At 60.1% G+C, this 24253-nt stretch carries 21 protein-coding genes; 19 read left to right on the top strand and 2 right to left on the bottom strand.

Annotation, left to right across the window (positions count from 1 at the left end):
• The first annotated feature begins 15 nt into the window (after window positions 1–15).
• The 11 genes from F8N44_RS07320 to F8N44_RS07375 all read left to right on the top strand — a co-directional run bounded on the left by F8N44_RS07320 (window position 16) and on the right by F8N44_RS07375 (window position 15138).
• Entirely contained in the window at window positions 16–1365 is a 1350-nt protein-coding gene (locus tag F8N44_RS07320; RefSeq protein WP_007918308.1) for a TolC family outer membrane protein, read from the top strand.
• A gap of 34 nt (window positions 1366–1399) precedes the next feature.
• Window positions 1400–3556: a type I secretion system permease/ATPase gene (locus tag F8N44_RS07325; protein WP_127925365.1), complete on the top strand. Its 2157-nt coding sequence runs from the start codon at window positions 1400–1402 to the stop codon at window positions 3554–3556.
• Window positions 3546–4913, top strand: coding sequence for an HlyD family type I secretion periplasmic adaptor subunit (locus tag F8N44_RS07330; RefSeq protein ID WP_007918311.1), 1368 nt, complete (start codon window positions 3546–3548; stop codon window positions 4911–4913). Before F8N44_RS07325 ends, F8N44_RS07330 begins: the two co-directional genes overlap by 11 nt.
• A 365-nt stretch (window positions 4914–5278) precedes the next feature.
• Window positions 5279–6175 (top strand): TauD/TfdA dioxygenase family protein, encoded by an 897-nt coding sequence (locus F8N44_RS07335; protein WP_150649854.1) that lies wholly within the window; start codon window positions 5279–5281, stop codon window positions 6173–6175.
• Window positions 6176–6197: 22 nt separating this feature from the next.
• The gene (locus F8N44_RS07340; RefSeq protein ID WP_150649855.1) at window positions 6198–7058 is read left to right on the top strand and encodes an ABC transporter ATP-binding protein; all 861 of its coding nucleotides are present in this window, start codon (window positions 6198–6200) and stop codon (window positions 7056–7058) included.
• 20 nt (window positions 7059–7078) lie between these two features.
• Window positions 7079–7945, top strand: coding sequence for an ABC transporter permease (locus F8N44_RS07345; RefSeq protein WP_016985558.1), 867 nt, complete (start codon window positions 7079–7081; stop codon window positions 7943–7945).
• A gap of 174 nt (window positions 7946–8119) precedes the next feature.
• On the top strand, window positions 8120–9037 hold the full coding sequence (locus F8N44_RS07350; protein WP_150649856.1) for a LysR family transcriptional regulator: 918 nt from the start codon (window positions 8120–8122) through the stop codon (window positions 9035–9037).
• 225 nt (window positions 9038–9262) lie between these two features.
• Window positions 9263–10801 (top strand): MFS transporter, encoded by a 1539-nt coding sequence (locus F8N44_RS07360; protein WP_150649858.1) that lies wholly within the window; start codon window positions 9263–9265, stop codon window positions 10799–10801.
• A 26-nt stretch (window positions 10802–10827) separates the two neighbouring features.
• The gene (locus tag F8N44_RS07365; protein ID WP_150649859.1) at window positions 10828–11898 is read left to right on the top strand and encodes an HlyD family secretion protein; all 1071 of its coding nucleotides are present in this window, start codon (window positions 10828–10830) and stop codon (window positions 11896–11898) included.
• Window positions 11895–13502: an efflux transporter outer membrane subunit gene (locus F8N44_RS07370; protein WP_224794747.1), complete on the top strand. Its 1608-nt coding sequence runs from the start codon at window positions 11895–11897 to the stop codon at window positions 13500–13502. The genes F8N44_RS07365 and F8N44_RS07370 overlap by 4 nt, the downstream gene beginning before the upstream one ends.
• Before the next feature lie 55 nt (window positions 13503–13557).
• Window positions 13558–15138, top strand: coding sequence for a glycosyltransferase family 39 protein (locus tag F8N44_RS07375; RefSeq protein ID WP_150649860.1), 1581 nt, complete (start codon window positions 13558–13560; stop codon window positions 15136–15138).
• 45 nt (window positions 15139–15183) lie between these two features.
• Here F8N44_RS07375 and F8N44_RS07380 read toward each other — a convergent pair whose 3' ends face one another.
• Together F8N44_RS07380 and F8N44_RS07385 are read right to left on the bottom strand one after the other, a co-directional pair.
• A complete protein-coding gene (locus tag F8N44_RS07380; protein ID WP_077570069.1) occupies window positions 15184–15942 on the bottom strand; it encodes a slipin family protein in 759 nt (252 codons plus the stop codon).
• 2 nt (window positions 15943–15944) lie between these two features.
• Complete coding sequence (locus F8N44_RS07385; RefSeq protein WP_191630872.1) at window positions 15945–16475, bottom strand: NfeD family protein; 531 nt, start codon at window positions 16473–16475, stop codon at window positions 15945–15947.
• A 175-nt stretch (window positions 16476–16650) separates the two neighbouring features.
• Between F8N44_RS07385 and F8N44_RS07390 the strand changes: the two genes are divergently transcribed.
• The 8 genes from F8N44_RS07390 (at window position 16651) to F8N44_RS07425 (ending at window position 24201) form a co-directional block, all read left to right on the top strand.
• Window positions 16651–17112, top strand: coding sequence for an aminoacyl-tRNA deacylase (locus F8N44_RS07390; protein ID WP_007917709.1), 462 nt, complete (start codon window positions 16651–16653; stop codon window positions 17110–17112).
• A 114-nt stretch (window positions 17113–17226) separates the two neighbouring features.
• On the top strand, window positions 17227–17472 hold the full coding sequence (locus tag F8N44_RS07395; RefSeq protein WP_150649862.1) for a DUF2789 domain-containing protein: 246 nt from the start codon (window positions 17227–17229) through the stop codon (window positions 17470–17472).
• A gap of 88 nt (window positions 17473–17560) precedes the next feature.
• Window positions 17561–19051, top strand: coding sequence for a Fic family protein (locus F8N44_RS07400; protein WP_150649863.1), 1491 nt, complete (start codon window positions 17561–17563; stop codon window positions 19049–19051).
• 117 nt (window positions 19052–19168) lie between these two features.
• Complete coding sequence (locus F8N44_RS07405) at window positions 19169–19597, top strand: MarR family winged helix-turn-helix transcriptional regulator (protein WP_150649864.1); 429 nt, start codon at window positions 19169–19171, stop codon at window positions 19595–19597.
• A complete protein-coding gene (locus F8N44_RS07410) occupies window positions 19594–21657 on the top strand; it encodes an FUSC family protein (protein ID WP_150649865.1) in 2064 nt (687 codons plus the stop codon). The genes F8N44_RS07405 and F8N44_RS07410 overlap by 4 nt, the downstream gene beginning before the upstream one ends.
• Window positions 21654–21863 carry a DUF1656 domain-containing protein gene (locus F8N44_RS07415; RefSeq protein WP_007917703.1) on the top strand — a complete coding sequence of 70 codons (210 nt, stop codon included), beginning with the start codon at window positions 21654–21656 and terminating at the stop codon, window positions 21861–21863. Before F8N44_RS07410 ends, F8N44_RS07415 begins: the two co-directional genes overlap by 4 nt.
• Window positions 21860–22762, top strand: coding sequence for an HlyD family secretion protein (locus F8N44_RS07420; RefSeq protein ID WP_150649866.1), 903 nt, complete (start codon window positions 21860–21862; stop codon window positions 22760–22762). The genes F8N44_RS07415 and F8N44_RS07420 overlap by 4 nt, the downstream gene beginning before the upstream one ends.
• Entirely contained in the window at window positions 22759–24201 is a 1443-nt protein-coding gene (locus F8N44_RS07425) for an efflux transporter outer membrane subunit (protein ID WP_150649867.1), read from the top strand. The genes F8N44_RS07420 and F8N44_RS07425 overlap by 4 nt, the downstream gene beginning before the upstream one ends.
• Window positions 24202–24253 lie beyond the last annotated feature (52 nt).

Below are 24253 nucleotides of genomic sequence, written 5' to 3' on the forward strand. Positions count from 1 at the left end.
TGGGAAATTCCTACCATGCGTTCGCCCCTGCTTTTCGCTGTACCCTTCGCTCTCGCCGCCTCATTTGTACAAGCACAATCCTTACCAGAAGCCATGCAGCAGGCATTGGATGTCCATCCGGAAATCCAGGCAGGGGTCAACAGTCGATTGGCTGCGGATTATCAATTAAGAGCGGCAAAAGGTGGATACCTGCCGAAGGTCGATCTGCTCGGCGGTTATGGTCGTGAAGGCACGGACAGCGTTACCACCCGCGCCAATTCCGGTAACCACTACGAAACCCTGAACCGTAGCGAGTCAAGTTTACGTCTCTCGCAAATGGTCTTTGACGGTTTTGCGACGTCCAGTGAAGTCGGGCGTCAACAAGCCACCGTTAACTCCCGTGCGTACTCGTTGCTTGGCACTTCCGAGCGCACCGCGCTGACCGTCGCCCAGGTCTATCTGGACGTGCTGACCCGTCGCGAATTCGTGCGTCTGGCCGAAGAAAACCTCAAGAGCCACCAGCGCATCTACGACCAGATTCAGTTGCGCACCCAACGCGGCGTCGGCAGCGGTGCCGACCTTGATCAGGCTGAAGCGCGGATGGCCCAGGCCCGCAACAACCTGATCACCGAGCAGACCAATCTGGCCGACTCGGAAACCAACTTCCTCAGCGCCGTCGGCCAGATGCCCGATCAACTCGAGCGGCCAGCGCCGTTCATGGCAATGATGCCGGCCAACCTCAATGAAGCGCGCCAGCAGATGCTGGAAAACAGCCCGATCCTGCGTTCGGCCGAATCCGACATCGCCGCTGCCGAGAAGCAGTACGAAACCGCCAAGTCGACCTTCTACCCACGTTTCGACGCCGAACTGGGCCGCACTGCCGACAACGATCTCGACGGCCAGAACGGTCACAACAACGAATGGCAAGCCATGCTCCGCATGCGCTTCAACCTCTATTCCGGTGGCAGCAACAAGGCTGATCTGGAATCCAAGTCGTATCTGTCGAACCAGGCGCTGGACATCCGCAACAACGCCCTGCGCCAGTTGAACGAAGAACTCGGTCTGGCCTGGAACGCCCTGAACAACGCTAACGCGCAGGTGCCGATTGCGCAGCAATACGTCGATCACAGCACCTCGGTGCGTACCGCTTACCAGCGTCAGTTCAGCCTTGGCGAACGTACCCTGCTCGATTTGCTCGACAGCGAAAACGAGTTGTTCACCGCTTCGCGGCGTCTGGCGGAAATCAAAAACATTCAGTTATTTACTCAGTACCGAATCAAGGCGACCATGGGCGAGTTGCTCAGAAGCCAGGGAGTGGTCGCACCGTTGGCATCCGTTGTGCAGAACGACGTGAAGCCCAAGGTCCAGCTGCCTGGGATGAATTGAGTTATCCCTTTTCAACTGTCAAAGAGTGTCGAGCGTGGAATCAGAAGTCAGTCGAGTTCAACTCAGTCATGATCCACGCGCGTTGCACGACGATCCTTTGCTGGACGGTCTGCTCGCCCTTTGCATGCTGCACCAGAAGCCCGCCAGCGCGGCGATGCTGACCACCGGCCTGCCGCTGCCCAAACAACGCCTGAGTGTCGAGTTGCTGCCCCGCGCCGCGGCTCGCGCCGGCCTGCAAGGGCGGGTGTTGCAGCGCAAACTGGAAGAAATTCCGGCGATCGCCATGCCGGCCTTGCTGCTGCTCAAGGATGGCCGCAGCGCCGTCCTGCTCGGCTGGCAGGGCGACAACGAAGCACGGGTGCTGCTCAGCGAAACCGACGGCGGCGAGTCCATCGTCAGTCGCGAACTGCTCGCCGACGATTACACCGGCAAGGTCTTCTTCGCTCAGCCGCAACACAAATTTGACGTCAACCACGGCACGCTGATTCCGCGTGCACGCTCGTGGTTCCGCGACACCCTCAAGCGTTCGCGCTGGCTGTATGCCGATGCGATCGCCGCGAGTTTCCTGATCAACATCATCGCCATGGCCGCGCCGCTGTTCGTGATGAACGTCTACGACCGCGTGGTGCCGAACCAGGCCGAAGCGACCCTGTGGGTGCTGGCCCTCGGGATTACCGGTGCCTACCTCTTTGACCTGATCCTCAAGAGCCTGCGCAGTCTGTGCCTGGATCTGGCCGGGAAGAAAACCGACCTGATCATCTCGGCGACGCTGTTCGAACGCATCGTCGGCATGTCGATGAAATACCGCCCGGCGCGGGTCGGCAGCTTTGCGCAGAACATCCACGAGTTTCAGAGCCTGCGCGACTTCCTTGCCTCGCTGACCCTGACCAGCCTGATCGACCTGCCGTTCACCATCCTCATCTTCATCGTCATCGCCATTCTCGGCGGGCATCTGGTGTGGATTCCGGTGCTGGCGTTCCCGATTGCCCTGTTGATCGGCTACGCCTTGCAGAAGCCGCTGGTGGCCACCATGGAACGCACCATGGCCCTCGGTGCCGAGCGCCAATCGAGCCTGATCGAAACCCTCGCCGGCCTCGACGCGGTCAAGGTCAACAACGCCGAAAGCGAACGCCAATACCAGTGGGAACAGACCATCGGCACCCTCAGCCGTCTCGAGCTGCGGGTAAAAATGCTCTCCGGCCTGGCGATGAACATCACCCTGCTGATCCAGCAACTGGCCGGGGTGATCATGATCGTCTTCGGCGTCTACCAGATCATTGCCGGCAACCTGAGCATGGGCGGTCTGATTGCCTGCTACATGCTTAGCGGCCGCGCCCTCAGTCCGCTGGCCTCGTTGTCCGGTCTGCTGACCCGTTATCAACAAGCCCGGGTGACCATGACCTCGGTCGACCAGATGATGGAACTGCCGCAAGAGCGCAATTTCGAAGAACGCCCGCTGAGCCGCAAGGTCCTGCAAGGCGCGATCGAGTGCCGCCAGCTCAATTTCACCTACCCGGAACAACAGAACCCGGCGCTGAAGAACATCAACCTGGTGATCCGTCCCGGCGAGAAGATCGGCATCATCGGCCGCAGCGGCTCGGGCAAAAGCTCCCTCGCCAAATTGCTTGTCGGCCTGTATCAGCCGGACGACGGCGCGTTGCTGGTCGACGGTGTGGATATTCGTCAGATCGATGTCAGCGAACTGCGTTACAACATCGGCTACGTGCCGCAGGACATTCAGCTGCTGGCCGGCACCCTGCGTGACAACCTCGTCTCCGGCGCACGTTATGTAGAAGACGAGCTTGTCCTGCAGGCGGCCGAACTGGCTGGCGTCCACGAATTCGCCCGTCTGCATCCACAAGGCTACGAGCTGCAAGTCGGCGAGCGTGGGCAGAACCTCTCCGGTGGCCAACGGCAGAACGTCGCGCTGGCCCGGGCGCTGTTGCTCAATCCACCGATCCTGCTGATGGACGAGCCGACCAGTGCGATGGACAACACCGGTGAAGAACGCCTCAAGCAACGCCTCGCCGCCGTGATTGAAAACAAGACCGTGGTGCTGGTGACGCACCGGGCTTCACTGTTGTCGCTGGTCGATCGTCTGCTGGTGATCGACCGTGGACAAATTCTCGCCGATGGCCCGAAAGCCGCCGTGATGGAAGCGTTGAAGAAGGGGCAGATCAGTGTTGCTTAAGTCGGGTTTCAAGGATTCGATCCGTCGCTACTTCAAAGGCTCGGCATCGTTGCAGGGCCAACCGCTGCCGGAGGTCAACAAAGCGCTGATCGAAGACGCCCCGCGCGTCGTGCGCCTGACCATCTGGGCGATCATCGGCTTCTTTATCTTCCTGCTGCTGTGGGCCAACTTCGCTGTCATCGACGAAGTGACCAAGGGCGACGGCAAGGCGATTCCATCGTCGAAGATCCAGAAAATCCAGAACCTTGAGGGCGGGATTATTTCCGAACTGTTCGTCAAGGAAGGCCAGATTGTCGAAGCCGGTGCACCGTTGATTCGTCTCGACGACACGCGATTTGCTTCCAACGTTGGCGAAACCGAAGCCGATCGCCTGTCGATGCTGTTGCGCGTCGAGCGTTTGAGCGCCGAAGTCGACGACCGTCCACTGAATTTCCCCGAGGACGTGCTCAAAGCCGTGCCCGGTCAGGCGAAAAGCGAAGAGTCGCTGTACATCAGCCGCCGTCAGCAGTTGCACGACGAGATCGGTGGTTTGCAGGAGCAGTTGATTCAGCGTCAGCAAGAGCTGCGCGAATTCGCCTCCAAACAAGCGCAGTATCGTCAGCAACTCGGCTTGCAGCGTCAGGAAATCAACATGTCCGAGCCGCTGGTGGCGCAGGGCGCGGTGTCTCCGGTGGAGGTCTTGCGTCTGAAGCGCGCCGAGGTGGAAACCCGTGGTCAGCTGGATGCAACGACGCTGGCGATTCCGCGCGCCGAATCGGCGATCAAGGAAGTGCAGCGCAAGATCGACGAGACGCGCGGCAAATTCCGCAGCGAAGCGCTGACCCAGCTCAATGAAGCACGCACCGACCTGAACAAGGCCAGCGCGACTGGCAAGGCGCTGGAAGACCGCGTCAGCCGCACCCTGGTGACGTCGCCAGTGCGCGGCATCGTCAACAAGTTGCTGGTCAACACCATCGGCGGCGTGATCCAGCCGGGCAGCGACATGGTCGAAATCGTACCGCTGGATGACACCTTGCTGGTCGAAGCGAAGATCCGCCCGCAGGACATTGCCTTCCTGCATCCGGGGCAGGAGGCGATCGTGAAATTCACTGCCTACGACTACACCATTTACGGCGGGCTCAAAGCCAAGCTTGAGCAGATCGGTGCCGACACCATCACCGACGAAGACAAGAAAACCACGTACTACATCATCAAGGTGCGCACTGAGCGCAGCCACTTGGGTACCGATGAAAAGCCGTTGCTGATCATTCCGGGGATGGTGGCGTCGGTGGATATCATTACCGGCAAGAAGTCGGTGTTGAGTTATCTGCTCAAACCGATCATCCGCGCGCGGGCCGAGGCGTTGCACGAACGCTAGATCTCCGGCGCTGCTGCCGGCCTCTTCGCGAGCAGGCTCGCTCCCACATTTGGATTTCTTTTGAACACAGAATTTGTGTCCACTGAAAATCAACTGTGGGAGCGAGCCTGCTCGCGAAGGCGTCAGCAAAATCACCACATACCTGTCAGTAAGTGACAAAAACCGTCACTCACCATCCAGTCCATTCCGCCATATCGTTATTCATTAACGGTATTTAATCTCCAGTTCTTATAGCTATAAAGTCATCCCCCTGCGTACCTGCCGACCAATCGGCGCGCCGCACGACCTGAACCAACACGCAATCCAGCGTGAGTGTCTGATCGACGAGCGCGCCCGTGAGCGCGCCGTGCGTGGGAGATGGAAAGATGTCCGCAGCTACTGCTTCCCCAAGCGCCGCGACCGCCGCGCCGCAATTCTTTGAAATCCGCCCGTTCAGCGGTGCCGTCGGCGCCGAAATCATCGGACTCGACCTCACCCGGCCGATCAATGATCAGGACTTCGCGCGCATTCACCGCGCGCATCTGGATCACCACGTCGTGGTATTCCGCGACCAGCAAATCACCCCGCAACAGCAAATCGACTTCAGCCGCCGCTTCGGCGTGTTGCAGATCCATGTGCTCAAGCAGTTCCTGCTGGCCAATCACCCGGAAATCCTCATCGTTTCCAACATCATCGAAAACGGCCAGAACATCGGCCTCGGCGATGCTGGCAAGTTCTGGCACTCCGACCTCTCCTATAAAGAGCTGCCGAGTCTTGGCTCGATGCTCCACGCGCAAGAACTGCCTTCCGAGGGCGGCGACACGCTGTTCGCCGACATGCACAAAGCCTGGGACAACCTGCCCGAAGCGTTGCGCAAAGCGGTCGAAGGCCGCAGTGCTGCGCACTCCTACACGGCGCGTTACAGCGAAACCAAATTCGAAGGCAACTGGCGCCCGACGCTGACCCCGGAGCAACTGGCCCAGGTCGCGGAAGTGGTGCACCCGGTGGTGCGCACGCACCCGGAAAACGGCCGCAAGGCGCTGTTCGTCAGCGAAGGTTTCACCACGCGCATCGTCGGCCTGCCCGAAGACGAGAGCCAGCAGCTGCTGAGCGAGCTCTACGCCCACAGCGTGCTGCCGCAAAACATCTACCGCCATCAGTGGCAGCCCCACGACCTGGTGTTCTGGGATAACCGTTCGCTGATCCATCTCGCCGCCGGCTGCCCCGCACACCTGCGCCGCAAGCTGTATCGCACGACCATTCAGGGCGATGCGCCTTTCTGATTCGCCGGAGATTGATCAAATAATGAACGCTCCCTTGCCAGGCCACGCGGCCAGCACTCCGATCGCCCGCAGCGAAGCGCTGCTGGCGGTCGATCATGTCAGCCTCGAATACCGCACGCCGCAACGTGTGGTGCGCGCCACCCACCAGGTCAGTTTTGAAATCGATCCGGCCGATCGCTATGTGCTGCTCGGCCCGTCCGGTTGCGGTAAATCCACCTTGCTCAAAGCGGTCGCCGGGTTCATTCAGCCGTGCGAAGGCGAGATCCGCCTGCAAGGCCAGCGCGTCGACGCGCCGGGGCCGGACCGGATTGTGGTGTTTCAGGAATTCGACCAACTGCCACCGTGGAAAACCGTCAAACAGAACGTGATGTTTCCGCTGCTCGCTTCGCGAACGCTGAAGAAAAAAGAAGCCGAAGAGCGCGCGCTGCACTATCTGGAAAAAGTCGGGCTGTCGGCGTTCGCCGATGCCTACCCGCATACCTTGTCCGGCGGCATGAAGGCGCGCGTGGCGATTGCCCGGGCGCTGGCGATGCAGCCGAAAATCCTCTTGATGGACGAACCGTTCGCCGCGCTCGATGCACTGACCCGACGCAAGATGCAGGAAGAATTACTGCTGCTCTGGGAAGAGGTGCGCTTCACCCTGTTGTTCGTCACCCACTCGATTGAAGAGGCGTTGGTGGTCGGCAATCGCATCCTTTTGCTGTCGCCGCATCCGGGTCGGGTGCGCGCCGAGGTGCACAGCCATCAATACGATCTGCACAGCCTCGGTGGCATGGCGTTTCAGGAATCGGCGCGGCGCATCCATCGTCTGCTGTTCGACGAAGGCCAGTCGCCGGAAACCGAGCGTGACCACGACTTCAACGACATTCGCATCGCCTATTGAGCGGCCAGGAGGATTACCCGATGAGCCATTCATCATCTGTGCGTGAAGAATTCGAAGTTGTGCTGGAGCCGCTGACTGAAGTGCCGGTCGAGCGTGAACTGTCGCTCGGCACGCGGCTGTGGCAACAGGGCTGGCTGCGTAAAGGCCTGATCCTGATTGTGCTGGCGGTGCTGTGGGAAGTGGTCGCGCGGATTCAGAACAATGACCTGATGCTGCCGAGTTTCCTGCAGACCAGCCACGCGCTGTTCGAGGGTCTGCTCAGTGGTGAGTTGTTGGCCAAGGTGTGGATATCGCTGGTGGTGCTGATCAAGGGCTACCTCATCGGCATCGTTCTAGCGTTTGCCCTGACCACGCTGGCGGTGTCGACGCAATTGGGTCGCGATCTGCTGAGTACGATGACCTCGATGTTCAACCCGCTGCCGGCGATTGCTCTGTTGCCGCTGGCGTTGCTGTGGTTTGGCCTGGGGCAGAACAGCCTGATTTTCGTGCTGGTGCATTCGGTGTTGTGGGCGTTGGCGCTGAACACCTATGCAGGGTTTCTCGGCGTTTCCGAAACCCTGCGCATGGCGGGTCGCAATTATGGTCTGAAGGGTTTGCGACTGGTGCTGTTCATCCTGATCCCGGCGGCGCTGCCGTCGATTCTCGCCGGGTTGAAGATCGGCTGGGCGTTTGCCTGGCGCACGTTAATCGCCGCTGAGCTGGTGTTTGGCGCGACCAGTGGCAAGGGTGGGTTGGGCTGGTACATCTTTCAGAATCGCAATGAGCTGTACACCGACAAGGTGTTTGCCGGGTTGGCGGTGGTGATCTTGATTGGCTTGCTGGTGGAGAATCTGGTGTTCGATACCCTCGAGCGGGTGACAGTTAAGCGTTGGGGGATGCAGCGGTAATTCTGTGGCGTTGCGGCTGGCCCTTTCGCGAGCAAGCTCGCTCCCACAGGAGAATGCATTCCAAATGTGGGAGCGAGCTTGCTCGCGAAGGCGTCAGTAAGATCAACGCCAACTCTGAAAGATGTTTGCTAGCATTGCGCACAGATCAATTCTGATCAGCCAAGAGTGCTCAGCATGCAACTCCCGGACATGAACCTTCTGGTCGCCCTCGACGCCTTGCTCGACGAGGGCAGCGTGGTCGGCGCCGCACGGCGGATGAACCTCAGTCCGGCGGCAATGAGCCGCACCCTGACGCGGATCCGCGAAGCCATCGGCGACCCGATCCTTGTGCGCGCCGGCCGGGGTCTGGTACCAACGCCCAAAGCCCTGGAATTACGCGAGCAGGTGCGCGACGTGGTCGAGCAGGCCGCGCTGTTGTTCCGTTCCGCCGACACCGTGGAGTTGGGCACACTGCGTCGGCGCTTCAGCATCCGCGCCAACGACTTTTTCATCGGGGTGTACGGCGGCAAGCTGTTCGACACCCTCGATCAACTCGCGCCGTACTGCGAATTGCGCTTTGTCCCGGAAGGCGATGGCGATGATGAAGCCCTGCGAGAAGGGCGCATCGATCTGAGCGTCAGCAATACCCGGCCCGTCACCCCTGAAGTCAAAGTACAGAACCTGTTTTCCACGCACTTCGTTGGCTTGGTGCGTGAAGACCACCCCTTGCTCGACGGCGAAATCACTGCCGAGCGCTACGCCGGGTTTTCCCACATCAGCATGTCGCGCCGCGGCATCGCTCGCGGCCCTATTGATACCGCGCTGAATGCCTTGGGGCTGGAGCGGCGCGTCGCGGTAATCGCACCGAGTTTCCATGCGGCGATGTTTGCGTTGCCTGATTCCGACCTGATCCTGCCGGTGCCCAAGGAAGCGTTGCTCAGCGTACGCCGGCTCGGGCTGAAACTGCGTTCGTTCGACCTGCCAATCCCTTTGCCGACGCTGATGCTGACCCAGGCCTGGCACCCGCGTTTCGACAAGGATCCGGCGCATCGCTGGCTGCGTGAAACCCTCAAGGCTTGCTGCGACGAAACGTGGCTGGCAGCCCAGCCTTAATCCCCGAGAAAACACAAAACCCTGTGGGAGCGAGCCTGCTCGCGAAAGCGCTGGATCAGTCACCAATGATATTGACTGGCCCGACGCCTTCGCGAGCAGGCTCGCTCCCACAAGGGATGTTCATTGTTGTGTCTGGCGCACTTATAACCTGCCAATAAGTCAATTTTCGTCATTGCCAAGCCCGACTAAGATGCTCCGGTATTTTTCCCTCCGGAGTGTGTATTCATGACATCCCTGACGGCGGCAGCGCCCATCGCTGCGGCCAGCCCGGCGAAGGCGGCGACGCCACCGGTGTTCGGGGCGCGGATCATCATTGGCCTGGTCGGCGTGCTGCTGGCGGTGCTGGTGTCGGGCCTCAACGAGATGGTCACCAAGGTCGCCCTCGCTGATATTCGCGGCGCGCTGCATATCGGCTACGACGAAGGCACCTGGCTGGTGGCCAGTTACACCGCCACCTCGGTCGCGGCCATGGCCTTCGCACCGTGGTGTTCGGTGACCTTCTCGCTGCGCCGCTTCACCCTCTGTGCGATTGGTTTGTTCACCTTGCTGGGCGTGCTGTGCCCGTTCGCGCCGAATTACGAAAGCCTGCTGCTGATGCGCATCCTGCAAGGCCTCGCCGGTGGTGCGTTGCCGCCAATGCTGATGACCGTCGCTCTGCGCTTTTTGCCGGCCAACATCAAGCTCTACGGTTTGGCCGGTTATGCGCTAACGGCGACATTCGGCCCCGGTCTCGGCACACCGCTGGCTGGTTTGTGGACGGAGTATGTCGGCTGGCAATGGACGTTCTGGCAGATCATCGTGCCGTGCCTGATCGCCATGGCCGCTGTGGCGTATGGCTTGCCACAGGACCCGCTGCGCCTGGAACGCCTCAAGTCGTTCAACTGGAAAGGCTTGCTGCTGGGCTTTCCGGCGATCTGCATGTTGGTGATCGGTTTGCTGCAAGGCAATCGACTGGACTGGTTCGAGTCGAGCCTGATCTGTGGCTTGCTCGGCGCCGGCTCGCTGCTGCTGGTGGCGTTTCTGATCAACGAATGGTCGCAACCGATTCCGTTTTTCAAATTGCAGATGCTCGGTATCCGCAACCTTTCGTTCGCCCTGATGACCTTGGCCGGTGTGCTTGTGGTGTTGTTGGCGGTGGTGTTGATTCCGTCGAGTTATCTGGCTCAGGTGCAGGGTTACCGCCCGGTGCAAACCGCACCGATCATGCTGATTGCTGCGTTGCCGCAATTGATCGCGCTGCCGCTGGTGGCGGCGCTGTGCAATCTGCGCTGGGTCGATTGCCGCTGGGTGCTCGGCATCGGTCTGAGCATGTTGGCGCTGTCGTGTCTGGGCGGATCGCAGCTGACCTCGCAGTGGATTCGCGACGACTCCTACGTCCTGCAATGGCTGCAGATTTTCGGCCAACCGATGGCGGTGTTGCCCTTGTTGATGCTTTCCACCGGCAGCATCACGCCAATGGATGGTCCGTTCGCCTCGGCGTGGTTCAACACGGTGAAGGGCCTGTCGGCCGTGGTCGCCACCGGAGTGATCGAGGCGTTGACCACCGCGCGCCTGCATTTCCATTCGAGCATGCTGGTCGACAGCCTCGGCAATTCGCCGTTGGCCGACCGCAGCGATCCGGGCCTCGCCCATCGCCTGCACGAACAAGCCGTGGTGCTGACTTCTTCCGATCTCTACGTGTGCATGGCTGGCGTCGCAGTGGCGTTGATCCTGCTGATTTTCTGGCTGCCGACGCGGATCTTTCCTCCGCGCGCGCCGACCTGATTGCTTCACTGAAACAGAAGGTTTTTATGACGACTCAAGCAAAGCAAAAACTCGCGGTGGCCATCGCCGCCGCACTGGCGGTCGGCGTGCTGGTTTACCTGGCGCTGCCCGGCGTGTTTGGCAAACGTACCCAGCAAAACACCAATGACGCCTTTGTCTCCGCCGACTACACGCTCGTTGTGCCGCGCGTGGCCGGGTTTATCAAGGAAGTCTTGGTGGAGGACAACCAGCAAGTGAAGGCGGGCCAGTTGCTGGCGCTGATCGATGATCGCGATTTGCGTGCGTCGGCTGAAGCGGCGGATGCGCAAACTCTGGTGGCGCGGGCGCAGTTGCAGAACGCCAAGGCGACGCTGGAGCGCCAGACTTCGGTGATCGCTCAGGCGCAGGCCTCGGTAGTCTCGGCCAAGGCGGAAATGGCCTTCGCCCAGCAAGAATTGAATCGCTACAACCACTTGGCAGGCGTTGGCGCCGGTACGGTGCAAAACGCGCAACAGGCGCGCACGCGCATCGATAAGGCCACGGCTCATCTCGACACCGCCACGGCGAAACTGGCGGCAGAGCGCAAGCAGGTCGACATTCTCACGGCTCAGCGTGACGCAGCCGAGGGCAGTTTGAAGCACGCACAAGCGGCGCTGGAAATCGCCAGTTTTGAACTCTCTTACACGCGCATCACCGCTCCGCAGGATGGCATGGTCGGTGAGCGTGCGGTGCGCGTGGGCGCCTATGTGACGCCGGGCAGCAAGCTGCTGGCGGTGGTGCCGTTGCAACAGGCTTATGTGGTGGCGAATTTTCAGGAAACACAACTGACCGACGTGCAGCCGGGGCAGGACGTACAGGTGCGTGTCGACAGCCTTGGTGGCGAAGCCTTGATTGGTCGCGTTGAAAGTATCGCCCCGGCAACCGGTGTGACCTTTGCGGCGGTGAAACCGGATAACGCCACGGGCAACTTCACCAAAGTGGTGCAGCGGATTCCAGTGAAAATCATGCTGGAATCGGGTCAACCGTTGGCCGAGCGCTTGCGCGTGGGGATGTCGGTGGAAGCGAGTATTGATACCACCAGTTCGGCGACGTCGGTGCGTGAGGTGACTCAGCGATGAGCGTTATTGACCGAACCGACGCCTTCGCGAGCAGGCTCGCTCCCACAGGGAAAACGCAATCCAGAATGTGGGAGCGAGCCTGCTCGCGAAGAGGCCCGTGGCAGCAAATCACCTTGAGTGCCTTGCTCGCAGTAACTCTCACCGCTTGCACAGTAGGCCCTGACTTCCAAAAGCCTCAAGCCACACAAATCGCCGACTGGACCAAACCCGCCAAGTCCGCCCCCAGCCAAGCTGTCAGCGAACCCCTCAACGAACGCTGGTGGGAGGTCTTCCACGACCCGCAACTCTCCGCGCTCACCCGGCGTGCGGTGCAGAGCAACCTCGACCTGCAACTGGCCAGCAGCCGCCTGCAACAAAGCCGCGCCGCTCGCCAGGTGATCACCGCTGACCGTTATCCGAGCACCGCCGCCACGGGCAGTTACGCGCGCAAACGCAACAGCGGCGAGGGTCTGAACGATCCGTCCGGACACAACGGCGATTCAGCTTTCAATCTGTGGGACGCCGGTTTCTCCGCCTCATGGGAACTGGATTTCTGGGGCCGCGTGCGCCGCGAAACCGAAGCCGCCGACGCCAATCTAGAAGTCGCCGAAAACGACCGTCGCGGGGTGCTGTTGGCCGTGCTCGCTGACACGGCGCAAAACTACATCCAGCTGCGTGGCGTGCAGAACACTCGTGCTGTCACCGAGCAGAACCTCGACGTCGCCCGGCACAGCCTCAAGCTCTCGCAATTGCGTCTGGCCGATGGCGTGGCGACGGATCTCGACGTCGCCGAAGCCGCTGCGCAGGTGGCTGCCATCGAATCACGCTTGCCGGCGCTGGAACAACGCCAATCGCAACTGATCAATGCGATCAGCCTGCTGATGGGCGAACCGCCACAGGCATTGGCCAAGGAGTTATCCACAGACGCCGCCGTGCCGCAGTCGCCGCTGCAAGTCGCTATCGGCTTGCCGTCGCAACTGGCTGAACGCCGTCCGGACATCCGTCAGGCCGAAGCGCGCCTGCACGCTGCCACTGCCAATATCGGCGTGGCCACGGGCGATTTCTATCCGCGCATCACCCTGTCCGGCAACCTCGGCGCGCAAGCCATGCAACTCAGCGATTTCGGCTCCTGGGGTTCGCGTGCCTTTGGCATCGGCCCGCAATTCAGCCTGCCGCTGTTCGACGGCGGACGCCTGCGCGGCGTGCTGCAATTGCGTGAAGCACAGCAGCAGGAAGCGGCCATCGCCTACCAGCAGACCGTGTTGCGCGCCTGGCATGAAATCGACGATCAACTGACCGCTTACAACGCCAGCCAACGCCGCCGCGACAGCCTTGCCGAAGCCGTATGTCAGAACCAGATCGCCTTGCGCACCGCGCAACAGCAGTACGTCGAAGGCGTGGTTGATTTCGTCAACGTTCTCACCGTGCAAAGCGCATTGCTGGCGACGCAGGAACAGTGGGTTGAGAGTTCGACCGGCGTGTCGCTGGCAATGGTCGGGTTGTACAAGGCCTTGGGCGGCGGTTGGGAATCGGTGTATCCAGAGGCGAAAATCGCCGCCGGGTTGCCGGGTGTCGTGAAAGCGCCAACCGGCATCGACGGTTCCGCCGTGGCTGACCTAAAGTGATGGGCAGGTTGGCGCGTCATACTCTCGTGGCGCTGCGGCGCGGCAAGAGGAAGCGATGGCGGTCAACAGAGTTACGCCAATGGGCGACACGCAAGATCCGTTTGCCGCGCCCGGTTCCTGGTTCGGTAGCCTGCGTTGGGTGCGCTGGGTAAAAAATCACTGGCTGTGGCCAATTCTGGCGCTGGCCGCGTTCGTGCGTTTTTATGATCTGACAGCGGCGGCGATCTGGGGTGATGAAGGCTCCAGCCTGCTGCTGGCGCGCTACTCGCTGAGTGAAATCTGGCAACACGCTGCATTCGATGTGCATCCGCCGCTGTACTTCATTCTCTTGCATGGCTGGATCGAGTTGTTCGGGGACGGCATCTTCGCGCTCCGCTGTCTCAGTGCGCTGGCCGGCATTACGGCGGTCGGACTGGGCATTTGGCTGGTGGACCGTCTGGCCACTCGACGCGCCGCGTTTATCGCCGGATTGTTGCTCGCACTGCTACCGACCGCGGTGCGCTACAGCCAGGAAGTACGCATGTACGCGCTGCTTGGGGCGCTGCTGCTCGCCGCGAGCCTGGCGCTGGTCTACTGGATTCGACGCCCGCAACGCCGTCGCTATCTCGTGGTTTACGTGGTGTTAATGAGTGCGGCGTTCTACACCCATTACTTCGCCGTGCTGGCCGCACTGTGTCACTGGGTTTATCTGCTTGGCATTCGCGTGCAGCGCGGTTATCGCTTCCGGCATATCCAGCGCACGGACTGGTGGTTGGCGAATCTGGCAATCGGCGTGCTGTACCTGCCCTGGTTACCCAAACTGCTTGATTTGATGCAGCACATGCAGCAACTCGAAGTCGGCGGCGATGTCGGTTGGGAGCCAGCGGTGACGCTGGGTTCGCTGCCGTCGATGATCTGGTCATGGCTGATTCAGGACGATGGCGAGAGTCTGCCGCTGCTGGTCTTTGGCGCGCTGCCGTTGGCACTGCTGGTGCTGGCAGTTGTCGCCGTCATGCGCGATCGCAGTGTGTCGCGCGGCAGCATTCTGCTGGCGCTGTACACCGGTCTGCCGCTGTTGCTGGTGTATCTGGTGTCGTTCATTACGCCAGTGTTCATCGAGCGTTATCTGACGGCGTACGCCCTCGGCCTGCCGATGCTGACGGCGTTGGCCATCGACCGTTTGTACAACCGCGTGCGGATGTTGGCATTGGCTGTGCTGCTGTCGCTGATCGCTGTGGAACTGGTCGGCGTGAACAACAACGCCACGGTCGACAGTCATGATCAACTCGACACGGTAGTGACGTACGTCAACCAGCATTTCCTGCCCGGTGACCGCATCGTCACCAGCGACATGCTCTGGTATCTGAGCTACGTCTACTACGATCGCACCGGGGCGCAGGTGCGCCTCTTCACGCCACCGAAAGCCGATGGCCAATCGACGCGGCCAAATGAGTACGGGTTCGGCACGCTGGTAACGAGTGATGTCTATCTGAACAGCCTCGCTGAGCTGGCGGGAAATGGTCGAGTGTGGCTGGTCGGCAGCTTCGACGGCCCGGAAGAATTCTCACCCTTGCCCGAGACCTGGCAGGTCCGTGCCGAAGTCCACGCCGGCGGACTTAAAGCGCGCTTGTTCACGCCAACCCCTCCCGCAGGCTAACCGCAATCCCTGTAGGAGTTGCCGCAGGCTGCGATCTTTTGACCTTCAGGATTTCCCCGACAAATCCGCCATACCCTTGAGCAATTCGATCGGCAGTGGAAAAACAATCGTCGAACTCTTGTCACCGGCAATCGAACTCAAGGTCTGCATATAGCGCAACTGCATTGCCCCAGGCTGGCGACCGAGCATTTCCGCTGCCTGCATGAGTTTTTCCGAGGCTTGCAGTTCGCCTTCGGCGTGAATCACCTTGGCCCGACGTTCGCGCTCGGCTTCCGCCTGTTTGGCGATGGCGCGGACCATCGATTCGTTGAGATCGACATGCTTGATCTCGACGTTGGCGACCTTGATCCCCCAGGCGTCGGTCTGTGCGTCGAGCACCTGCTGGATGTCGATGTTCAACTGCTCGCGCTCGGCCAACAGTTCATCCAGTTCGTGCTTGCCGAGCACCGCCCGCAGGGTGGTTTGCGCCAGTTGGCTGGTGGCAGAAAGATAATCCTCGACCTGAATAATCGCCTTCTGCGGATCCAGAACGCGGAAATACAGCACAGCGTTGACCTTCACCGAGACGTTGTCGCGGGTGATCACGTCCTGCGGCGGCACGTCGAGCACCACGGTGCGCAGGTCGACCCGAACCATTTGCTGCACCACCGGAATCAGCAGGATCAGCCCTGGGCCTTTGACTTGCCAGAAGCGGCCAAGCTGAAATACCACGCCGCGCTCGTATTCACGCAGGATGCGGAACGTCGAGCCGGCGAGAACTATCACCAACAGTAGCAGCGCAACAAAACCGATTTGCAGACCCATGATCACTCTCCGAGCGGTGCCGCGTCAGTCGCGGCCACTTGCAGCAACAATCCCTTGTGACCCACCACGCGCACCGATTGCCCGGTTTGCAGCGGGGTGGCGCTAAGCACTTGCCAGCGTTCACCTTGCAGTTGCACCCAGCCGTTACGGGCATCGCCCGGTTGCACTGTGGTGATCGCGGTCACACTGCCGAGCAGGCCGGCGTCGCCACTGACGGCGTGGCGCGGGCGGGTTTTCAGGGCGCGAATTACCAGCGCGAGCAACAGCAGGGCGCTGATCAGACCGAGACCGATCATCATCAGCACCGGCAACTCGGCGTTGCTCAGAATCAGCGCACCGATGACGAACATGATGATGCCGCCCAGCCCGATCACTCCGTAATTGGGCAGTGCAGCTTCAGCGATCAGGAAGACGATGCCCAAGGTAATCAGCCACAAACCGGCCGGACTCATCGGCGGCAACGGAGTGTCGGCGGCGAGGGCTGAGCCGCTGATCAGCAGGAGTAAGACAAACGCACAACATCGGCTGTTCACGTGACCCTCCGCGAGCGTCATGGGCTGGTTCTTTCAGTCTAGTTGAGGGTTGTCCTGTATGAATTTTGATCAATGTGCAGATATGTCCGGTGAGCGGATTTCCCTGCGCCAAACCCCCGCCGAACTAGACTCAAAGACACGGCAATCACCGTTCAGCGCAACACCGAGGTGCATTATGCGTATGGCAAGAAAGGTGCAGAGCAGCCTGAACCGGGCGCACTGCGAATACGACATCGTCGCCCACCGACACTCGTCCAGCAGCCTGGAAACCGCACGAGTCGCCGGGGTGCCCGCTGAGCGCGTGGCCAAATCGATCATCCTCGACGACCACCACGGGCACTATCTGATGGCCGTGCTGCCGGCCAGCCGTCACCTGGACCTGAGCAAAGTGCGCACCAGCGGCGAATGGCAACTGACCCGCGAAAGCAATCTGGCGCACATCTTCGATGATTGCGAACGCGGCGCGGTGCCACCGCTGGGTGGCTCCTATGGCCTGGACATGGTCATCGACCCGTTGCTGACGCGGCAGAAGGACATTTATCTGGAGGCGGGCAACCACAACTATCTGCTGCACATGAGCATGCCCGAGTTTCTGAAAATGGTGCCGCATGCCGAAGTGCGGGAGTTGAGTGATTAGGATTTGTGGTGCCGGCACTGACGCCTTCGCGAGCAGGTTGATTGCATTCCCCTGTGGGAGCGAGCCTGCTCGCGAATAATCTTCCAAACACCCCGTTTTTGAAGGAACTCAGCAATGGAGCAACCAATCCACAGCCTCCCATCCCTGTTCAAACAACTCGGCCTGGACAACGATCCGATCAGCATCGACAAATTCATCGCCACCCATTCCCCGCTCAAACCCGAGCTGCATTTGGCTGATGCGTTTTTCTGGACGGAGAGCCAGTCGCAGTTTTTGCGTGACGAGATTCTGGATGATGCCGATTGGGCGGAGGTGGTGGATCAGTTGGATGTGTTGTTGCGTAAGGGCAGAAGTGTGTAAAAAAAATTGTAGGAAAAGGCTGAAATGTAAAAAAAACATGCGCGATGTAAAAAAAAACGGGCTTTAATCGTCGCAGTGAATTTTTTTTATGTGGACGATGACGATGCCAACTGTTGGATATGCCCACCTGCGTGATGCGCTGAAGCTTAATGCATTTGCCCCCAAGCGCATTGCGATGATCAAACCGGTTACCCGGATTACCTTGATCGGTGAGTGTCTAGCGGTTCCAAACGGCGTCGCGCCGGCACAGGGTTCGACACTTGAGCACATCTTGTTTGCTCTGAAGCATGAGGGAATAAACCTGTGCATTCTTGCTCAGGCGCTTGAAACCGTTGAAGCGGACGAGTTGCTAGGTGAGTTGAGCCGATCACCTAACGGGGTATTTATCCGCAAGGCCTGTTTTCTTTGGGAAAGTTTCACGGGCAAACAGCTGGAATATTCCGTACCGGTTCGGGGCAACGTTGTCGCTTTGTTTGATCCCAAGCGTTATGTCACCGGGCCTGCAATTCGAAATAGTCGTTGGCGGGTAGATTTTAACGGGTTGGGGTCAATGCGTTACTGCGCCACAGTCGAGCGTACGACGGAGCTGCAGGCGCTGCTTGATCTGGACATCCTTGGTCGAGCCCAGGCTTTTATGGCGACGTTGCCGCCGGAAATGATGGATCGGGCAATCAATTGGGCCTATCTGCATGAGACCCGCGATTCTTTCGCCATTGAGAAAGAAGAGCCCAACGAAGAAAAGTCGCGCCGTTTTGTTCGGCTTCTCCGCCAAGCCCATGAGCGAACAGAGTTGAGCGAGGACTATTTGGTCGAGTTGCAGAACAGTACGGTTTCCAATCCTTTCGATAAAGCTGTGCTTTTCCGTCATGAACAGAACCATTTACACAACGGCTTGAGAGGCGCAGCTGGCGTCAGCTATGTCCCGCCTCCACCGCAATTGTGCAGGGAGTTGATGGACGAGTTGATGAGTTTTGCCAATCACTCTGCCAAGCAGGTTGATCCGTTGATAGCTGCAGCGGTTGTGGCTTTCGGGTTTGTCTTTCTTCACCCGTTCATGGATGGCAATGGTCGACTTTCACGTTTCCTGATTCACCAGACGCTTTGCCACTCTGGCGCTCTAAAAAATGGTTTGTTGTTACCGGTTTCCGTAGCGATGAAACACGAAGAGTCTGGCTATCTCGAAGCGTTAAAGGAGTTCTCGAAACCAGCAAGAGAGTTCTGGAATGTCACTTGGCTGGATGCTGATCAGATGACTTTCGATTTTATTGGGCACGACTCAATCTATCGATTCTGGGACGGGACTCAATGTGCAGAATTTACCTTGCAGATGGCCTTGCGAGCATTGGAAGTGGAGCTGCGCGAGGAGACCGAGTTTCTTGAAAAATACGACTACGTCATCAAAGAGGTGAATGGGCGTTTTGACGTACGGGGGAGCGACCTCTCGAAACTGGTAATGATGTGTCTGGACAACGGTGACAAAGTTTCAAAGCATCGACGTAAGCAGTTCCAGTTCAGCGTGCCGGAGGAGGTTTTCGATTTCATTGAGCAGATAGCGGGTGATTTCGATTCGGTAAGCTAACCCTGAACAGGCAATTTGTTTCAAAACTTGACTGAAATTCCCCTCAAATGCGATATTGATAGTTAGCAAACTAACAGTGTGCATTTCCCCGTGCCGAACGATCTCGACGCTCTCCAGATGAACATCAGCAGTGCCATGGTGGTGGCCGCCAGGCATTGGCGGAAGATCTGCCAGACCACGCTGGTCAACTATGGAATCTCCGAAGCCTGCGCCGTCCCGCTGCTAATGATCGGGCGTCTGGGCGAGGGCGTGCGTCAGGTGCAAGTGGCGCAGGCGGCCGGGATGGAGAGTCCGTCGCTGGTGCGTCTGCTCGATCAGTTGTGCCAGTCCGGTTACGTCTGCCGCACCGAAGATGCTCAGGATCGCCGGGCCAAGTGCCTGAGCCTGACTGACACCGGTCGAGAACTGGTGCAGGCGGTCGAGATCGAACTGGTGCGCTTGCGTCATGAGGTGCTCGAAGGCATCGATCAAAGCGATCTGGAAGCTACGCTTCGGGTACTCAGAGCTTTTGAGGCGGCCAACCCGCCATTGGTGGTTAATTCTTGAACGGTTTTTTCTCTGGCATTCCGCCGGCCCGTGACTGGTTCTACGGGGTGCGGACTTTTGCAGCGTCGATGATTGCGCTGTACATCGCCTTGCTCATGCAAATGCCGCGTCCGTATTGGGCGATGGCCACGGTGTACATCGTCTCCAGCCCGTTTCTCGGCCCGACCAGTTCCAAAGCGTTGTACCGCGCCATTGGCACCTTTCTTGGTGCAGCGGCGGCAGTTTTTTTCGTGCCGATGTTCGTCCAGAGCCCTTATGTGCTGGTGGTAGTCATCGCGCTGTGGACGGGGATTTTGTTGTTCCTGTCCCTGCAACTGCGCACGGCCAACAACTATGCATTGATGCTCGCCGGTTACACCCTGCCGCTGATTGCCTTGCCGGTGGTGGATAACCCGCTGGCGGTGTGGGACGTAGCAGAGGCGCGCACCGAAGAGATTTTTCTCGGCATCGCCGTTGCCGCCGTGGTCGGCGCGATGTTCTGGCCGCGCCGTCTGGCACCCGTATTCAACGACGCGGTGAGCAAGTGGTTCGCCGATGCCACGACTTACAGCCTGAAATTCCTCAGCCGCGACGTGCAGCCCGAAGAAGTCACTGCGCTGCGCATGGCCATGGTTGCCAACTTCAACAGCCTCGAATTGATGATCGGCCAGTTGCCCCACGAAGGCGCACTACCGCAAACCGTGCGCAACACCAAAGAACTGCGCGGGCGGATGATTCATCTGTTGCCAGTGATCGATGCGCTGGAAGATTCGCTCTACGCCCTAGAGCGGCGCACACCAGAGCTGGTGGAAAAGTTCGCACCGCTGCTGGCCGCAACCCGCGAATGGCTCGCTCATCAGAACGCCGATCTCGACCGCTGGCAAGCGCTGAAAGATCAGCTCGAAGCCCTGCAACCGAGTGCCGAAGCACTGGAAGACCGCAAACAACTGCTGTTCTCCAACTCGATTTATCGCCTCGGCGAATTCATCGATTTATGGCAGGACTGCCGCAGTCTGCAGGACGCGATTCTCTGCGAGCGCCAGGACAGCTGGCGCGCGGTCTACCGTCACTGGCGCCTCGGTCGTCTGACGCCGTTCATTGATCGTGGGCTGATGCTCTACTCGGCGGCCTCGACCGTTCTGGCGATCATCACCGCCTCGGTGCTGTGGATTCTGCTCGGCTGGCCGGACGGCGGCAGCGCGGTGATTCTCGCCGCGGTGGCCTGTAGCTTCTTCGCCTCGATGGACGACCCGGCACCGCAGATTTACCGGTTCTTTTTCTGGACCGGCATGTCGGTGCTGTTCGCCAGCCTTTACCTGTTTTTGATTCTGCCCAACCTGCATGATTTCCCGATGCTGGTGCTGGCGTTTTCCATCCCGTTCATCTGCGTCGGCACCCTGACGGTGCAGCCGCGGTTCTTCCTCGGCATGCTGCTGACGCTGGTCAACACCTCCTCATTCATCAGTATTCAGGGGGCTTACGACGCGGACTTTTTTGCCTTCGTGAACTCCAACCTCGCGGGTCCGTTAGGGCTGTTGTTCGCGTTTATCTGGACGCTGGTCGCACGCCCGTTCGGTGCCGAACTGGCGGCGAAACGCCTGACGCGTTTCAGCTGGAAAGACATCGTCCACATGACCGAGCCGGCCAACCTTGCCGAACACCGCAAATTGGGCGTGCAGTTGCTCGATCGACTGATGCAGCATCTGCCGCGTCTGGCCCTCACCGGCCAGGACACCGGCATCGCCATGCGCGAAGTGCGCGTCGGCCTGAACCTGCTCGACTTGCTCGCCTACACCCCACGGGTGACCGGCGCGCCGAACGCGCTGCTGCAGCAAGTGGTCAGTGAAGTCGGCGAGTATTTCCGCGCTTGCCTCAAGGCCGGCGAACGCTTGCCGGCGCCAGCGCCGTTATTGATGACCCTCGATCGCACTCGTCGCGCACTCAATGGCCACGGCGACGATGAAACCCGTCTGAACCTGTTGCACGCCTTGAGCGGTTTGCGTCTGGCGCTGCTGCCCGGCGTCGAATTCGTCTCCAGTGCCGACTCCGAAGAACCGCTGCCCGATGGAGCGCCCCTATGATCGGTGATCTGGACATCAGCGGCATTTTCCTGCCGACCCTGCTGGTGTTGATGGGCATCACTTATGTGCTGTTTTTGCTGGTGCATGCCGTGCTCACGCGCGTGCACTTTTACCGTCTGGTCTGGCACCGGGCATTGTTCAACGTGGCCCTCTACGCGGTACTGCTGTACGGCGTGGACTCACTCAGTCGATACCTGATGACATGAAAAAACCGTTTTTGACCATCGGTCGCGTGGTACTGACCCTGCTGATCGTGACTTTTGCCGTTGTCCTCGTCTGGCGCATGGTGATGTATTACATGTTCGCGCCATGGACCCGTGACGGCCACATTCGCGCCGACATCATCCAGATCGCCCCGGACGTCTCCGGGTTGATCCAACAGGTTGAAGTGAAAGACAACCAGTTGATCAAACGCGGCCAGGTGCTGTTCAGCATCGACCAGGACCGATTCAAACTGGCCCTGCGTCAGGCCAAAGCCGCTGTCGCCGACCGCGAAGAAACTCTCGCCCAGGCCCAGCGCGAAGCCAAGCGTAACCGTGGCCTCGGCAATCTGGTGCCGGCCGAGCAACTGGAAGAAAGCCAATCGAAGGTCGCCCGTGCGCAATCGGCACTGGCCGAAGCCATGGTCACGGTGGACAGCGCCCAGCTCAATCTCGACCGCTCGGTGATCCGCAGCCCGGTGGACGGGTACGTCAACGACCGCGCGCCGCGTCCGCAGGAGTTCGTCACTGCCGGGCGTCCGGTGTTGTCGGTGGTCGACAGCAATTCGTTTCACATCGACGGCTATTTCGAAGAGACCAAACTCGACGGCATCCATGTCGGCCAGTCGGTGGATATCCGCGTGATCGGCGACCGCGCCAAATTGCGCGGACATGTCGAAAGCATCGTCGCCGGCATCGAAGACCGCGACCGCAGCAGCGGCAGCAACCTGTTGCCGAACGTTAACCCAGCGTTCAGCTGGGTGCGGCTGGCGCAGCGGATCCCGGTGCGGATTGCCTTTGATGACGTGCCGGAAGATTTCCGCATGATCGCCGGACGCACTGCCACCGTTTCGATCATCGAAGACTCAAAGATCGACGATAAAAAGCAGGAGCCCGGGCAATGAGCAGGGCGCTGATGATCGCCGGGTTGGGCGTGATGCTCTCGGCCTGTCAGATGGTCGGGCCGGACTATCAGGTGCCTGAGGATGCAGCGGTTCAGCGCAAGGATTTTCAGGGCGAACTGGCGGTTGCCGGAAAACCGGTAGTTTCGGCGCCGGTGCCGGCGGATTGGTGGCGTCTTTATAAGGATGCGCGGCTGGATCAACTGGTGCAGGAGGCCATGGCCTCCAACACCGATTTGCGCGTCGCGGCGGCGAACCTGCAACGGGCTCGCGCTCAGGTTGATGAGGCCGAAGCAGCGGGCGGCTGGAGCGCAGGTGTGAAGATGGGCGCGCAGCGTTTGCAAGAGTCTGGTCAGGCATTCTTGCTGCCGGAAAAAGTCCCGGTCGATAACGTCGGCGACATCGGCATCAGCGCTTCTTATCAGTTCGATCTGTGGGGCACCTTGCAGCGTGGCATCGAAGGCGCCAAGGCCAATGCCGACGCGACCCAGGCCGCGGCAGACACTGCGCGGATCACCTTGGTGGCAGACGTCGTGCGTGCTTACACCCAAGTCTGCGCGGCCAATGAAGAACGTGAAATCGCCGAGCATTCCCTCGACCTGCAATCGCAAAGCACCACGCTGATCCAGCGTTTGCGCGACGCCGGGCGCGGCGACGAAACCCAGGTCACCCGTTCGCAAACCCAGTTCAAATCCCTGCGCGCCGACTTGCCGCGCTATGAAGCCGCGCGTCAGGCCGGGCTGTTCCGTTTGTCGATGTTGCTGGCGAAACCGGTTGATCAGTTGCCCGCCGGCACCGCGACCTGCGCCGAGTTGCCGAAAATCGCGCAATTGGTGCCAGTCGGCGATGGCGCCGCGCTGCTCAAACGTCGCCCGGACATTCGCCAGGCCGAACGTCGTCTGGCTGCTTCGACCGCCGGGATCGGCGTCGCCACTGGCGAGTTGTATCCAGACATCAGTATCGGCGCGAGCATCGGCACTGTTGGTCTCATCGATGACTTGGGTGATCCGTCGACCAACCGCTGGGGCTTCGGCCCGTCGCTGAGCTGGAAAGTGCCGACCAACGGCGCCCGCGCGCGCATCCGTGAAGCTGAAGCGACGACTCAAGGTGCGCTTGCGCACTTCGACGGCGTGGTACTCAACGCCATTCGCGAAACCCAGACTGGCCTCGCTCAGTACACCGCACTACTTCAGCGGCGCGACGCACTGGCCGATGCCGAGCAGTCGGCGAAACTGGCTGCAGACCAGACTCACCGCTTCTTCCAGGCCGGCCGCGAGTCGTTCCTCGCCGATCTGCAGGCGACCCGCACCTACACCGATGTCACCGCACAACTGGCCGCCGCCAACACTCAAGTTGCGATGAGCCAGATCGATTTGTTCCTCGCTTTGGGCGGCGGCTGGGAAAGCGGACGAACGCACGCTCCAACCGCCAGCAAACCCTGAGGCCGTTGCTATGCTTTGAAGTGTTGAAGGGGCGCCCCGTGCAAAGCGCCCC

The organism is Pseudomonas fluorescens (assembly GCF_902497745.1).
In the GTDB taxonomy this organism is placed as follows: Bacteria; Pseudomonadota; Gammaproteobacteria; order Pseudomonadales; family Pseudomonadaceae; genus Aquipseudomonas; species Aquipseudomonas fluorescens_BM.

Coding starts and splice junctions, on each gene's coding strand:
- F8N44_RS07395 (WP_150649862.1), top strand. CDS start 17,227: ATGGAGCAACCAATCCACAGCCTCCCATCCCTGTTCAAACAACTCGGC.
- F8N44_RS07360 (WP_150649858.1), top strand. CDS start 9,263: ATGACATCCCTGACGGCGGCAGCGCCCATCGCTGCGGCCAGCCCGGCG.
- F8N44_RS07345 (WP_016985558.1), top strand. CDS start 7,079: ATGAGCCATTCATCATCTGTGCGTGAAGAATTCGAAGTTGTGCTGGAG.
- F8N44_RS07350 (WP_150649856.1), top strand. CDS start 8,120: ATGCAACTCCCGGACATGAACCTTCTGGTCGCCCTCGACGCCTTGCTC.
- F8N44_RS07370 (WP_224794747.1), top strand. CDS start 11,895: ATGAGCGTTATTGACCGAACCGACGCCTTCGCGAGCAGGCTCGCTCCC.
- F8N44_RS07365 (WP_150649859.1), top strand. CDS start 10,828: ATGACGACTCAAGCAAAGCAAAAACTCGCGGTGGCCATCGCCGCCGCA.
- F8N44_RS07420 (WP_150649866.1), top strand. CDS start 21,860: ATGAAAAAACCGTTTTTGACCATCGGTCGCGTGGTACTGACCCTGCTG.
- F8N44_RS07425 (WP_150649867.1), top strand. CDS start 22,759: ATGAGCAGGGCGCTGATGATCGCCGGGTTGGGCGTGATGCTCTCGGCC.
- F8N44_RS07375 (WP_150649860.1), top strand. CDS start 13,558: ATGGCGGTCAACAGAGTTACGCCAATGGGCGACACGCAAGATCCGTTT.
- F8N44_RS07400 (WP_150649863.1), top strand. CDS start 17,561: ATGTGGACGATGACGATGCCAACTGTTGGATATGCCCACCTGCGTGAT.
- F8N44_RS07320 (WP_007918308.1), top strand. CDS start 16: ATGCGTTCGCCCCTGCTTTTCGCTGTACCCTTCGCTCTCGCCGCCTCA.
- F8N44_RS07390 (WP_007917709.1), top strand. CDS start 16,651: ATGCGTATGGCAAGAAAGGTGCAGAGCAGCCTGAACCGGGCGCACTGC.
- F8N44_RS07380 (WP_077570069.1), bottom strand. CDS start 15,942: ATGGGTCTGCAAATCGGTTTTGTTGCGCTGCTACTGTTGGTGATAGTT.
- F8N44_RS07335 (WP_150649854.1), top strand. CDS start 5,279: ATGTCCGCAGCTACTGCTTCCCCAAGCGCCGCGACCGCCGCGCCGCAA.
- F8N44_RS07405 (WP_150649864.1), top strand. CDS start 19,169: ATGAACATCAGCAGTGCCATGGTGGTGGCCGCCAGGCATTGGCGGAAG.
- F8N44_RS07415 (WP_007917703.1), top strand. CDS start 21,654: ATGATCGGTGATCTGGACATCAGCGGCATTTTCCTGCCGACCCTGCTG.
- F8N44_RS07340 (WP_150649855.1), top strand. CDS start 6,198: ATGAACGCTCCCTTGCCAGGCCACGCGGCCAGCACTCCGATCGCCCGC.